We start from the raw sequence: 12,870 nt of genomic DNA on the forward strand, positions 1-12,870 counted from the left end.
TCGTTATCCGCGGCCGTTCTTCTCGTCTTCGCGCTCTTCCTTGTAGCGCGCCTCGAACTCCAGCAGCCGCGCGCCGATGATCGACTGGTCGTAGAACGACACGTCCTTCGCGTCGCGCGCCTCCTTCAGCTGGCGTATCGCCGACGGCCACGCGCCGTCGAGCGCCAGCTTCTCCGCGAGCGCGCGGCGCCGCGCGAGCACGTCGCCCCGGCCGTCGCTCGCCTTCGCGAGATAGTCCCACCAGTCCGGCTGCTCGGGATCCGCTTGCGCCTCCTTGCGCGCGAGCGTCTGCGCTTCGGCGAAGCGGCGCGCGGCGATCAACGCCTGCAGGTGCGCGACGATCGCCGCGTGCGACGCGGGCCAGCGCCGCTGCGCGAGCGCCGCGAGCCGCACCGCGTCGTCGGTCCCGCCCGCGCGGCGCGCGATGTCGGCGGCGAGCACATCGAGGCTCGGCGAACTCGTCTCCGGATCGTCCGCGCGCCGCTCGCGCGCGTCGAACGCGGCGCGGGCCGACGCGAGCGCCTTGTCGGCCGCGTCGTACTGGCCGAGCAGCGTGTTCGCGAGCGCGATCCCGTACTCGTTCGCCGCGACGTTCGGCGCGGTGCGATCGTCGAGCTCGAGCTGCATCCGGCGCGCCTCGGCCGCGATGTCGTTCGGCGCGCGATTCTGCAGAACGCGCAGCCGGGCGCGCACGAAGCCGTATTCCGCCGACTGGCGCGGCTGCCGATATGGCGCGCGGCGTGCGCGATCCTCCATGTCGGCGATCCGTTCGCCCGTCAGCGGGTGCGTACGCGCATAGGCCGGCACGCCCGCGTCGCCCATCGATGCGCGCTCGAGCCGCTCGAAGAAGCCCGGCATGCCGTACGGGTCGTAGCCGGCGCCGGCGAGCAGCTGGAAGCCGACGCGATCGGCCTCGCGCTCCGCCGAGCGCGAGAAGCGCAGCTGGTTGTCGACCGCGTACGCCTGCCCGCCCATCGCGATCGCGCTGCCGAGATCGCCGCTTCGCGCGAGCACGCCCGCCAGCACGCCGAGCAGCATCGTCGCGAGCGCCGTGTAGCCCGTCTTCTCGTTCGCGCCGATCATGCGTGCAATGTGCCGCTGCAGCACGTGGCCCATTTCATGGCCGACCACCGACGCCAGTTCCGATTCCGTCTGCGTCGTGACGACCAGCCCGCTGTTGATGCCGATGAAGCCGCCCGGCATCGAGAACGCGTTGATCTGCGGATCGCGCACCGGGAACAGTTCGAAGTCCGGCATGTAGCCGCCGATGTAGCGCGCCGCCGCCGCGGCCGCGAGCCGCTTCGCGATCGCGTTCAGGTAGTCGCGCGCGAGCCAGTCGTCGAGATAGTCCGGGTCGCGCCGCACCTCTCGCATCACGCGCTCGCCGAGACGGCGCTCGGCCTGCGGCGTGAGCGAACCGCCTGAACCGTCGCCGAGGTCGGGCAGCTCCAGCGCGCGCAGCGGTGCGCGCAGGCTCGCGACGGGTGCGGACGCGCCGTCGGCGCCGGAAAACCGGCTCTCCGCGCCGCCGTAAGTGCCGAATACGCCGGTCGCGATGCCGGACGGCACCGTGGAAATCGACGGCGAAGCGCCGGCCGCCGGCTCGAGCGGCGGCGCGGACGCGCGCTGCGCATGCCCGCTCGGCGGCAGCACGAGCGACGCCGACAGCAGCACGGCAACCAACTGTTTGACACGCATGGCAGGATGAAAGCGACGCCGTCCCGCGCGCCGGGCGCGCATCGCGGCGTTTGGTCTGTCTGGTCTGAATATTCGGGGCATTGTACCGGCGACAGCGCGACTGTCCCGCGCGGCATATGCGCCATCTGCGCGCTCGGTGCCGCGAACGCCACTGCTATGATAGGCGCCCGTTGAAACGTTGGATCGGATCGGGTGCGAAGACGGGATTCGGCGCCCCGGCCGATCGCGAAGCAGGAGCGAGGGACGCGCTCGCGCGCGTACTCCGTTCCACTGGAGCAAGACATGTCAGGACTCACCCATTTCGACGCCGCCGGCCACGCACACATGGTCGACGTCGGCGGCAAAGAGGAAACGCAACGCATCGCGATCGCGCGCGGCACGATCCGGATGCTGCCGGCGACGTTCGCGCTGATCCGCGACGGCAAGGCGAAGAAAGGCGACGTGCTCGGCGTCGCGCGCATCGCGGCGATCCAGGGCGCGAAGCGCACGGCCGAGCTCATTCCGCTGTGTCACCCGCTCGCGCTGACGCGCGTGGCCGTCGACTTCGAGCTCGACGACGCACTGCCGGGCGTGCACTGCGTCGCGCAGGTCGAGACGTTCGGGCGTACCGGCGTCGAGATGGAAGCGCTGACCGCCGTGCAGGTCGGGTTGTTGACCGTGTACGACATGTGCAAGGCCGTGGATCGCGGGATGGTGATCACCGACGTGAGCGTCAGGGAGAAGCGCGGCGGGAAGTCGGGGGACTGGAAGGCGGAGGACGCGGCGGATTGAGCGGCGCAGAGCCGGTCGATCCGGCTTGCACGACCATGCCCGACCGGTCGGCGTGCGTGCCCTGCCCCGCCACGCCGACGCTCTGACCATCCTTGAAATATCGTTGAAAGGCAAATTCGAGATAACTGTCGTTTTTCTCATACAATTACCGGATTCCGCACGGGAGAGCGTGCGACCCAGCACAAAAAAATCGAGCACGGGTGATGAATTCGCAAGCATTGAGAAACGCACTGCAGGCAGGGCCAATCCAGGACGAACGACTCGTCAAGCTGGAGACGCCGCTCGGCCCTGACGTCCTGCTGCCCCATCGCGTCAAGGGACGATCGCGGCTCGGGCGTCATTTCGAGTTCACCGTCGATGCCGTGTCGGTATCCGACGACATCGCGCTCAAGAAACTGATCGCCCAACCCGTCACGCTGCGGATCCAGCAGGCCGACCGGTCGTACGCACCGCACCACGGATACGTGCACGCGGCACGCCGGCTCGGGTCGGACAGCGGCCTCACGCACTACCAGATCGTCTTCGCGTCATTCCTGCATTTCCTGAAGTTCCGCCGCGACCAGCGCATCTGGCAGGACAAGCCGGCCGACGAGATCATCGCCGACGTGCTGAACCAGCATCCGCAAGCCAGGGGCTGCTTCGAGTTCAGGCTCTACCGGCCGCTGCCGCCCCGATCGTTCTGCATGCAATACGAGGACGACTGGAACTTCGTGCATCGCCTGCTGGAATCGGAAGGCCTGTACGGCTTCTGGGAGCAGGCGCAAGACGGCAAGTCGCACAAGCTCGTCGTCGTCGACACGATCGACGCGCTGCCCGCGCTGTCGCCGCAGACCGTGCGCTTTCATCACGCCGGCGCGCGCGACGAGGCCGACACGCTCGTCCAGTTCTCCGGCACGCGCACGCTGCGCAGTGTCGAGCGCACGACGCGCACGTTCGACTACAAGCAGCCGCCCACTGCGTCGAATCCGAAGGCAACCCACACGCCGACGATCGCGAACCAGGGCGACCTGCCGCAGCAGCTCGAAGTCTACGAATACACCGGCGCCTACACGTACGCCGAACAGTCTCGTGGCGATCATCTGTCGAAGATCTGGATGGAGCAGCAAGAGTCGCTTGCGAAGCGTTTTCACGGCGTGGGCGGCGTCCGGCGCATGGACGCGGGTCGCACGTTCGAACTCGCCGATCACCCGGAACACGACAAGGACGATGTCGGCCAGCGCCGCTTCGCCGTGATCGAGACGGTCTGGCGCATTGTCAACAACCTGCCCGTCGCCGATCGCCAGGCCAGGTTCCCGCACAACCTGGAGGCCGAAATCGACGAACTGGTGCGGGCTGGCGGCACGGACCTGCCGCACGTCCGGCATCCGGACGGCAGCGAAGGCATTTTCCAGGTCAGCATCGAAGCGCAGCGCACGACCGTGCCCTTCCGCAGCCCGTTCGAGCATCCGAAGCCGCCGATGCATCTGCAATCGGCGATCGTCGTCGCGCCGCAGGGCGAGGAAGTCCACACCGACGAACTCAACCGCATCAAGGTCCGATTCCACTGGGATCGTCTCAATGACGGCGACGAGAAGGCTTCGTGCTGGCTGCGCGCCGCCGCGTCGGATTCGGGCAATGGCTATGGCGCCGTTCATCCGCATCGCAGCGGCGAGGAAGTGCTGGTCGATTTCCTCGGTGGCGACTGCGATCGTCCAATCGTCGTCGGAAAGGTGTACAACGGCGCGACGCGTCCGCAATGGCACAGTAACGGGATCCTGTCCGGATACCGATCCAGGGAATATTCAGGCGCGGGCTACAACCAGCTGGTGCTCGACGATGCAACATCGCAGAACCGCGTGCATCTGTACAGCAGCCAGGCCAACACGCACCTGCACCTCGGCTACCTGATCGACCATACCGGCAACGACCGCGGCGGCTATCTCGGCAGCGGCTTCGACCTGCGCTCCGATGCATTCGGCGCGGTCCGCGCGAACCGCGGCCTGTACGTCACGACGCATCCGAAACAGCCGGCGAGCCAGCCGCTCGACGTGAAGGAAACGCAACAGCAGCTCGTCAGGGCGGAAGGCCTGATGGAAGCGATGTCGGAACTCAGCACGCAGCATCAGGGCGAGTCGCTCGACGCCGGTCATTCGGCGCTGAAGCAGTTCAGCGACGCGACGCAGAACAGCGTGAGCGGCAGCGCGTCGGGCGGGCGAACCGGTGGCGGCGGAACCGGAAGCGCCAATGCATTCAAGGAGCCGGTGATGCTGTTCGGCAGCCCGGCCGGCATCGCGCTGTCGACGCAACAATCCGTGCAGTTCGCCGCGGACCAGCACGTCAACCTCGTCAGCGGACAAAGCCTGCACGTCGCTGCCGGGAAGTCGCTCATCGCGAGCGTCCTCGACCGGATCAGCCTGTTCGCGCAGAACGCGGGCATGAAGCTGTTCGCCGGCAAGGGCAAGGTGGAAATCCAGGCGCACGCGGACAACATCGAACTGACGGCGCAAAAGGCGCTGAAACTGCTGGCGGCTACGCAGTCGATCGAAGGCGCGGCAGCGAAGGAGATCCTGCTGACGTCCGGCGGCGCCTACATCCGCATCGCGGACGGCAACATCGAAGTGCACGCGCCCGGCAAGATCGACATCAAGGGAGCGCAGCACGTGTTCGACGGCCCCACGCACCTGTCGCAAACCCTGCCGACGCTGCCGAACTCGAGCGGCAACTACGACCAGGCGTTCATCGCGCACTGGGCCGGCACCGACATTCCGGTCGCGAATACGCGATACCAGATGTTCTCGAACGGCACGCTGATCTCGGAAGGTGTCACCAACGCGGCCGGCGAGACGGGACTCACGCAGAGCCACGTGCCGCATGACGTCGTCGTCAAGTTTTTAGGGAAATCGAATGGCTGACGTGCAACAGAAGGACAACGTGCTGGGTACCGGCGCCGGGATGCTGACGCCGACCGGGTACAAGGATCGGCCGAAAGTGGCGATCCAGATCTGTGACAAGCATGTCACGCCGGCGGCGGATTCCATCATTGGTACTTGCCCGTTCTACTACCTGCCGCTTCACGGCGAGTACTGGGCAACGGTCGAGAAGGTCAGCGTGTCGAGCGCATGGGAAACCGTGAAGAAATTCGCGACATCATGGGATCCGTGGAAAGACAAGAAAGTCGTCCATGAACTGCTGCATCGGCGAGAGGAACTGATCAAACCGAAAAGTACCGATTCGGACTGGTCGCGCCACGGCAATTTCATGATGCGCCATATTGGATGCGGGCATAAACCGCCCGATTACTATGTGAGTTACGGCTACTACTATTGCTCGGATTACGGCGCCAATCTCTATCCCACCCTCACGGCAAAGGGGAAGCAATGGCTCGATAGCGCGCGATGGTGGCTTCAGAAATACATCGAAATCGGGCTGTATCAGAACATGCAGGGAAACCAGATCGCATTCAAAAGCGCGAAACCGGGAAACGGCAAGCTCTCGATGCAGGTGAAGCGATACGAACTGGAACTGGACAAAGACGGAGAGACGTTCAAGACCTTCGCCTTTGTCACTCACCCATTGGCATATCTGGATGGAGGGCTGGCCGGCCTACCGGTCTCCGACCTCGTCAAGATCGGCAGGCGACCGAACATAGAGGAATGGGCCGACGCGCGCACGCGCAAACAGGCAATCGACGCAGGCATTCCCGTCGCGAAGGCGAAAGCACGCGAATGGAGCAAGGATGCGGTTGACAAGGCGCGCGAATGGGGCTCGGACGCAGCCAATAAAGCACGCGAGTGGGGTTCGGATGCCGCCGACAAAGCACGCGAGTGGAGTTCGGAAGCGGCCGACGAAGTTAACCGCGCGCTCGAACGTTTGCTGAAAAAGTGACATGCGAAAACTCAAGCGCTGGACATGGATCGCCGGTGGCCTCGTTGCCCTGGCCATTGCAACATACGGGTACGTAAATATGACGACGGGCTGGGAGACGATTTCGACAAGCTTCATGCGGGACGACACGCCCTATGGCGGCGGCAACTTCCGCATCAGGGGCAATGACGTGATGAGCGTCAAGCTTGCCAACCCCGAAGTGACGTTCAAGCCCCGGGTCGAATCGAACGAGCCGCAGCGGCCCGAGCCGACCGAAGCATGGATGAACGACACGGGCGAGTTGCTGAACCGCATGACGATCAGTTTCTTCCGCGGCACCATCGACGGCGGGATGAAGCGCCATTTCCAGCAGGTCGGCCAGGAAGCCGCCTGGTGGTACTCGCCGGACTGGACCGTTCAGTTCATCAGCACATCGTGGATGAACTACAAGGCCCCCGAGGCGCAAGGCGGCGATGCGCCGCAAATCACCAAGGTGTGGAAATCCAGTAATGGCGGCCAAACATGGTCGCAACTCCAGTGGCCCGAAAACCAGAACATCGGCCGCCTGCTCTTTCTCGATCCGCAGCGGGGCTACGCGGCAGGCTGGGGCCCCCGCATATGGCGAACCTCGGACGGCGGAAACACGTGGCAGGCGATCGACGTGCCGGCCGATGCACACGCTGGCAGTGAAACGCGCCAGGAATTCAATGCCATCAGCCTCGGCCCGGACGGTGTTCTGCGGATCGCCTACTATGTCGCACCGACGGCAGAAGCACCGGGCCACAGCGTGGTCGATCGGCTCGACTGGGGGCAGCACGCGTTCGTGAACGAGGTCGTGGTGCCAGACCAGGTCATCACAGCGCTCGACACCACGCCTGAACCGGGACCACATTACTCTCTGTACGCGCTATCACATCTCGACAAACCGCAAAACGGCGAGGGCCGCGACAACGGCCACCGGACAGGCGCCATTTCCACGTGGACGAACAACCATCCCGAGGCGGTACAGCAACTGCGCACGTTCGACGAGAAGCTCACGCTCGACAGCATGAGCATCGGTCGCAACGGCCTCCTGCTCGTCTATGCAACCGATCCGAACTCAGGAAGCGGCGGCACCGGCGGCGGCGCACCGATCGACCTCACGTTCAGCAGCACCGACGCCGGCAAAACGTGGAATAAAACGACCGACAAGACCGCACAGGGCGGCTACTTCGACGCGCAAACCAACACGCTGTACTGGCTGCATGGCTATACGTTGAAGAAGCGGACGTTCTGATCGCGCGCCGGCCGCCTCGGCGGCCGGACCTCAATGCGGCCGCGCGACCGTCACGGTAGCGTGCCGCAGCGATCTTCTGTCGTGCCTGACGACCTTGACCGCACGCACGTCGGCGGCCACGGTTCCGCGCATCATTCGCCCCGTCGCGGCTCGAACACGAACGGTTGCGTGAGCAGAAACGGATTCGCGGTGGCGCCCGTCTGCGCGCAGGTCGCGTGCGTCATCGCGTCGACGGCCGCGCGGTCCGCCGCCGCATTGCGGCTGCTCGTCGTCACGGTCACGTTCTGCGCTTCGCCCGACGTCGTCATCAGCGCGCGCACGAGCACGGTGACGGAGCGCGTGAGCGGCTTCGCGGTTTCGGGATAGACCGCGCGTGGAATGTGGCAGGTCAGCTTGCTTTCCTGCGACGACGACAGCATCGCGCAGCCGGACGACAGCACGGCGACGGCAGGCAGGATCAGGATGGTCGAGCGAAGGGTCATGGTCGAATATCGTTCTTCAGTACTGTTCCGTTCCGGACAAGCGCCGCGCCGGTGGACATCGTCCGGCAGCATCGCATGCATTGCCCCACACCACGGCCGGCGGAGGGGCGCCCCGCGACGACCGCGCGACGGATGGCTGCCCGGTCGCGGTCCTGCTCCGCGGGTTCACGCAAATCCAGGGCTGCGTTCGCGCGGGCGACCTTGCATCCGAACGCTTTCGCGCATTGTGCACGCGCCGCCTCGTGCGTGGCGGCGATTTGACAATGGTTGACGCGAATCGCATCAGGTTCGGCGGGCATCCCTTCTCCACGAGAAGCAATCGCGCCACCGTCCCGGGCCGCCGCCATGCGCGTGCCTCACCGTGTTCGAACCAGCGCCGGGATTCCCCGCCCGGCGCCTCCCGGCGTCACTCCGAGTCGTCGTCCGTATCGTCGTCTTCGGCGTCGGCAGGGACTTCCCCGTACTTCGCGACGACGGCCGCCTTGAACGCCTTCAGCGCCGGCTGCTGGTCGCACAGCTTGTACAGCGCCGCGAGCTGCTGCGGCCAGTCCTTCAACTCCTTCGCGAACACATGCAGGCGCGCGACCGTATCGAGGGCATCGGCTTCGCGACCGGCCAGCGCCTGCAGCGCCGCATAACGGCGCAGCACCGTCTCGCCGGGCAGCAGCGCGATCGCACGCTCATGCGCGACGAGCTTGAGCGGCAGGTTGTCCGGCGAGATCGTCAGCAACGTGGCCGCTCCGTAATCGCCCCACGCACCGAACAGGAGCGACGGCGCATCGCGGTACTGCGCGGCCGGATCGCTGCCGTAATACAGCACTTCCGCGCGCTGGTAGTCGCGCAGCACGGGGACCGCCGCCAGCACGCCGCCGATCGACAACACCGCGAACAGCCCGAACGCCGCTCGGCCCGGCAGGAGGCGCAGCGGCTTCACGTCGAGCAGGCCGATCACGAACATCGCCGGCAGCAGGAAGAACATGTACTGCTGCGGGTATTCGACGAGCGCATGCATCAACAGGATGCCGATCAGCGCGAGGCCGAACACGCGCGTGCTCGACTGCGGCGCGCGCACCGCGCGCACGAACCACATCACGAGGGCGACGACGAGCACGCCGAGACCGACGAGGCCGGACTTCGCGAGCAGGTCGATGAAGATGTCGTGCGAGTTGTTCGCGATCTCGACACCGCCGAGCGTGCGCACGAGTGCGAACTGGTGCGACGGGAACTCGCCCCAGCCGACGCCCAGTACCGGATGCTCGCGGAACATCGCGAGCCCGTACTTCCACAGCGCGAGGCGAGGCGCAATCTGCCCCGCATCGCGCATCCGCTCGGCCGCCGACTCGGCGAGCCCCAGATGGAAATGCACGTTGGCCCAGCGCACCGCGACGTTCACCGCGACGAAGGTCACCGCGAGCGCGACCGGCATCACCCACGCACGGCGGTTGCCCGGCGCACGGCGCGACTCGAGCCATGCCATCCAGAAGCCCGCGACGACGAGCACCGCGACCTGCAGCCACGGGCCGCGCGACACCGTCAGCGCGAGCCCGACCGACAGCGCGATCGACAGCGCAAGCCACGCCCATACCGCGAGCCGGCGCGTCTGCACCAGATACATCGCGCTTGCGAGCGCGAACGCGATGTAGGTGGCCAGGTGGTTCGCCTGCGCCATGTTGCCGTACGGACGGCGATCGACAGCGATGTTGTACACCACCACGAACGGCGACACCGCGGATTCGAGATGGAACAGCTGCACGATCTGGCTCGCGACCGCGAGCATCCCGCCGAGCAACAACGCGCCGGACATCATTTGCGCGGCGGCCTCCGCAAGCCCCTCGCGCGCGAGCGTGTAGCCGGCCTGCATCGCGACCAGCGCGGCAGCCAGATAGCCGACCGCCAGCCAGTTCATCGACGGCACCTTCAACGGCATCAGCGCGACCTGCGCGATCAGCACCGCCGCGAACCCGAGCGGCGCGACGAACGCGGCCGGCGCGGCGAACGGCGCTGCCGGGCGCCCCGTGCGTGCAAGCAGCACGACGGAGAGACCGACCAGCAGATACAGCACGAGCGCGGCGAACTCGGAATAGAAGGTCGGGATCGGATACGTGTGATTCGTGATCGAGTACGGCACGATCAGGGCGACAGCCAGTGCAACGAGCGGCAACGAACGGGAAAAAGTAGAAGGCATGAGCGAACCGGATGTCAGCAACCGGCGCACTATACAAAACTTTCCCCCCTCTGTGCGGGCCCGTCGTGCCATCACCCAGCCGGTGGAGCGGGCGCAGCCGGCCCACGGGCATGGCGGGCGCCGCCCCACGCACGCGGCTGCGGCCCCCCGACACTACGCTCGGCACTCCGCCGGTGCGTATTGCGCCGGCAACGTCGCGGCTTCGGCCGGCAACGGGCCCGCACCCGGCGCCGGAAGCGACGACGCGGACTTGCCGGCCGCAAAGCATTCCCAGGCGATCGCGCCCGCCTGCATCGCGCCCTTTTTGAGCGGCACGCGTGCGGTCGGCGTGTCGGCCTTGTCCGGGGCGGACGGCACCAGGACGAGCGTATTCGCGCCGGCCGCGGCGACGCGGGCGGTGAACGCCACCGTAATCTGGCCGGTGTCGCCGTCGATCGTGACGGATTCGACGTTGCGGGTCGCGGCCGGCGGGCTGTAACCGCCGTCGAGACTCGCGCCGCTCGAAGCGTTGTCGGCAACCGCGAGCCGCGCGGACGACGCGAGCGCGAGCCCCTCGCCGACGCGCGATCGCGCCAGGTAATCCTGGTACGCGGGAATCGCGTAGGCCGCGACCACGCCGACGATCGCAAGCACGATCATCAATTCGATCAGCGTGAAGCCGTGTGGCCGCCAACGCGGCACCGGCCGGCGCGCGCGTCGCAGATCGGCGGCGATGCGCCGGAACAGGGAAACGGAAAAGGCTTCGAACATGACTGGCTCCGGAAACGAAAAACGCCTGCCGAATCAGGCAGGCGTTTCGATCGTAGCCAGCGGGCCGCGGCCCCGGCAGTCGGCCGGACGGCCAGACGTCAATGCGCGTGCGAGGCACCGCGACGGCGCCGCAGCGCATAACCGGCGGCGACGACGAACAGCGCGCCGGCGATACTCGCTCCGTAGATCGCCTCCGGCGTATCGAGCGCCGGCCAGCGGTCGCCGACCGGGTCGTGCACCATCAGCCCGCCGGCGATCCAGCCGAGCAGCCCGGCGCCGAGCGCCACGACGACCGGGAACCGATCGAGCAGCTTCAACACCAGCGTGCTGCCCCATACGATGATCGGCACGCTGACGACGAGCCCGAAGATCACCAGCGCCAGCCGGTGCGCCGGATCGGCCTGCTCGGCCGCACCGGCGATCGCGATCACGTTGTCGAGGCTCATCACGGCATCGGCGATCACGATCGTCTTCACCGCGTCCCACAGCCGGTCGGCCGGCTTCACGTTGTCGTGCGCATCGGCGTCCGGCGCCATCAGCTTGATGCCGATCCACAGCAGCAGCAAGCCGCCGCCGAACTTCAGGAACGGCACGTCGAGCAGCACGACCGCGAACGCGATCAGCGCGACCCGCAGCAGAATCGCGCCGGCCGTGCCCCACACGACGCCGCGCAGCCGCTGATTGGCCGGCAGGTTGCGGCACGCGAGCGCGATCACGACCGCGTTGTCGCCGCCGAGAAGGATGTCGATGATGACGATCTGGAACACGGCGCCCCAGTGGAGCGACGTCAGGAATTCAAGCATGAGCGGTATCGGATGGAGGGAGCGGTTGCAGGACTCGGTGCCCGGATGAACACCGGGACGGCCATCGCGCATGCCCGGTGCTTACAAATTCATTGCGCGAGCATAACAAAAAACGCCGGCAAGGCCGGCGTTTTTTGCAGGACGAAACCGCGGGGAAATTACAGCGCCTTCTTGAGCAGACGGCCCATTTCCGACGGGTTGCGCGTGACGGTGATGCCGCACGCTTCCATGATTTCCAGCTTCGCTTCGGCCGTATCCGCACCGCCCGAGATCAGCGCGCCGGCGTGGCCCATGCGCTTGCCCGGAGGCGCCGTGACGCCCGCGATGAAGCCGACCACCGGCTTCTTCATGTTGTCCTTGATCCACTGAGCGGCGTTGGCTTCGTCCGGACCGCCGATTTCGCCGATCATCACGACCGCATCCGTATCCGGATCGTCGTTGAACATCTTCATCACGTCGATGTGCTTCAGACCGTTGATCGGGTCGCCGCCGATGCCGACTGCCGACGACTGGCCGAGGCCCAGTGCCGTCAGCTGAGCAACGGCTTCATACGTCAGCGTGCCCGAACGCGACACGACGCCGATGCGGCCCTTGCGGTGGATGTGACCCGGCATGATGCCGATCTTCAGTTCGTCCGGCGTGATCGTGCCCGGGCAGTTCGGCCCGAGCAGCAGCGTCTTGCGGCCTTCGCGACGCATGCGGTCCTTCACTTCGATCATGTCGCGCACGGGGATGCCTTCCGTGATGCAGATCGCGAGATCCAGGTCGGCTTCGACCGCTTCCCAGATCGCTGCGGCAGCGCCTGCCGGCGGAACGTAGATGACCGACACGGTCGCGCCGGTTTCCGCCTTCGCTTCCTTGACGCTCGCGTAGATCGGAATGCCTTCGAAGTCTTCGCCGGCCTTCTTCGGGTTCACGCCCGCGACGAATGCTTCGCGGCCGTTTGCATATTCACGGCAGGCGCGCGTATGGAACTGACCGGTCTTGCCGGTAATGCCCTGCGTGATGACCTTCGTGTCCTTGTTGATCAGAATCGACATGTATTTTGACCTCTGTTCGATT

11 protein-coding genes are annotated in these 12,870 nt (G+C 66.3%); 4 read left to right on the forward strand and 7 right to left on the reverse strand.

The features are described from left to right. Positions 1 to 3: 3 nt before the first annotated feature. Positions 4 to 1,698 (reverse strand): M48 family metalloprotease, encoded by a 1,695-nt coding sequence (locus WS51_RS23625; RefSeq protein ID WP_069229841.1) that lies wholly within the window; start codon positions 1,696 to 1,698, stop codon positions 4 to 6. 282 nt (positions 1,699 to 1,980) lie between these two features. On the opposite strand from WS51_RS23625, the gene moaC reads away from it, so the two are divergent. The 4 genes from moaC to WS51_RS23645 all read left to right on the forward strand — a co-directional run bounded on the left by moaC (position 1,981) and on the right by WS51_RS23645 (position 7,588). Beyond that, a complete protein-coding gene (gene moaC, locus WS51_RS23630) occupies positions 1,981 to 2,469 on the forward strand; it encodes a cyclic pyranopterin monophosphate synthase MoaC (protein WP_059447783.1) in 489 nt (162 codons plus the stop codon). A 203-nt stretch (positions 2,470 to 2,672) separates the two neighbouring features. Next, positions 2,673 to 5,360, forward strand: coding sequence for a type VI secretion system Vgr family protein (locus tag WS51_RS23635; protein ID WP_069229842.1), 2,688 nt, complete (start codon positions 2,673 to 2,675; stop codon positions 5,358 to 5,360). Beyond that, complete coding sequence (locus WS51_RS23640) at positions 5,353 to 6,333, forward strand: hypothetical protein (RefSeq protein WP_059773152.1); 981 nt, start codon at positions 5,353 to 5,355, stop codon at positions 6,331 to 6,333. Before WS51_RS23635 ends, WS51_RS23640 begins: the two co-directional genes overlap by 8 nt. 79 nt (positions 6,334 to 6,412) lie before the next feature. Then, the gene (locus WS51_RS23645; protein WP_069229843.1) at positions 6,413 to 7,588 is read left to right on the forward strand and encodes a WD40/YVTN/BNR-like repeat-containing protein; all 1,176 of its coding nucleotides are present in this window, start codon (positions 6,413 to 6,415) and stop codon (positions 7,586 to 7,588) included. A 131-nt stretch (positions 7,589 to 7,719) separates the two neighbouring features. On the opposite strand, the gene WS51_RS23650 is transcribed toward WS51_RS23645, so the two are convergent. The 6 genes from WS51_RS23650 to sucD all read right to left on the reverse strand — a co-directional run bounded on the left by WS51_RS23650 (position 7,720) and on the right by sucD (position 12,848). Continuing rightward, positions 7,720 to 8,070, reverse strand: coding sequence for a TonB family protein (locus WS51_RS23650; RefSeq protein ID WP_059506799.1), 351 nt, complete (start codon positions 8,068 to 8,070; stop codon positions 7,720 to 7,722). After that, entirely contained in the window at positions 8,067 to 8,369 is a 303-nt protein-coding gene (locus WS51_RS32710; RefSeq protein WP_208606680.1) for a hypothetical protein, read from the reverse strand. The genes WS51_RS23650 and WS51_RS32710 overlap by 4 nt, the downstream gene beginning before the upstream one ends. A 107-nt stretch (positions 8,370 to 8,476) precedes the next feature. Continuing rightward, the gene (locus WS51_RS23655) at positions 8,477 to 10,255 is read right to left on the reverse strand and encodes a PglL family O-oligosaccharyltransferase (protein WP_059545395.1); all 1,779 of its coding nucleotides are present in this window, start codon (positions 10,253 to 10,255) and stop codon (positions 8,477 to 8,479) included. A 153-nt stretch (positions 10,256 to 10,408) separates the two neighbouring features. Further along, the gene (locus WS51_RS23660) at positions 10,409 to 11,005 is read right to left on the reverse strand and encodes a pilin (protein WP_059846856.1); all 597 of its coding nucleotides are present in this window, start codon (positions 11,003 to 11,005) and stop codon (positions 10,409 to 10,411) included. A 98-nt stretch (positions 11,006 to 11,103) separates the two neighbouring features. Then, entirely contained in the window at positions 11,104 to 11,808 is a 705-nt protein-coding gene (locus tag WS51_RS23665) for a TerC family protein (protein WP_059447789.1), read from the reverse strand. A 158-nt stretch (positions 11,809 to 11,966) separates the two neighbouring features. Next, positions 11,967 to 12,848 (reverse strand): succinate--CoA ligase subunit alpha, encoded by an 882-nt coding sequence (gene sucD, locus WS51_RS23670; protein ID WP_010090788.1) that lies wholly within the window; start codon positions 12,846 to 12,848, stop codon positions 11,967 to 11,969. Positions 12,849 to 12,870 lie beyond the last annotated feature (22 nt).

Source organism: Burkholderia territorii (genome assembly GCF_001718335.1).
Classification (GTDB): Bacteria; Pseudomonadota; Gammaproteobacteria; order Burkholderiales; family Burkholderiaceae; genus Burkholderia; species Burkholderia territorii.

Bases quoted from the DNA above. Each gene is read 5' to 3' on its own strand.
- WS51_RS23625 (WP_069229841.1), bottom strand. From the start codon at position 1,698: ATGCGTGTCAAACAGTTGGTTGCCGTGCTGCTGTCGGCGTCGCTCGTG.
- moaC (WP_059447783.1), top strand. From the start codon at position 1,981: ATGTCAGGACTCACCCATTTCGACGCCGCCGGCCACGCACACATGGTC.
- WS51_RS23635 (WP_069229842.1), top strand. From the start codon at position 2,673: ATGAATTCGCAAGCATTGAGAAACGCACTGCAGGCAGGGCCAATCCAG.
- WS51_RS23640 (WP_059773152.1), top strand. From the start codon at position 5,353: ATGGCTGACGTGCAACAGAAGGACAACGTGCTGGGTACCGGCGCCGGG.
- WS51_RS23645 (WP_069229843.1), top strand. From the start codon at position 6,413: ATGACGACGGGCTGGGAGACGATTTCGACAAGCTTCATGCGGGACGAC.
- WS51_RS23650 (WP_059506799.1), bottom strand. From the start codon at position 8,070: ATGACCCTTCGCTCGACCATCCTGATCCTGCCTGCCGTCGCCGTGCTG.
- WS51_RS32710 (WP_208606680.1), bottom strand. From the start codon at position 8,369: ATGCCCGCCGAACCTGATGCGATTCGCGTCAACCATTGTCAAATCGCC.
- WS51_RS23655 (WP_059545395.1), bottom strand. From the start codon at position 10,255: ATGCCTTCTACTTTTTCCCGTTCGTTGCCGCTCGTTGCACTGGCTGTC.
- WS51_RS23660 (WP_059846856.1), bottom strand. From the start codon at position 11,005: ATGTTCGAAGCCTTTTCCGTTTCCCTGTTCCGGCGCATCGCCGCCGAT.
- WS51_RS23665 (WP_059447789.1), bottom strand. From the start codon at position 11,808: ATGCTTGAATTCCTGACGTCGCTCCACTGGGGCGCCGTGTTCCAGATC.
- sucD (WP_010090788.1), bottom strand. From the start codon at position 12,848: ATGTCGATTCTGATCAACAAGGACACGAAGGTCATCACGCAGGGCATT.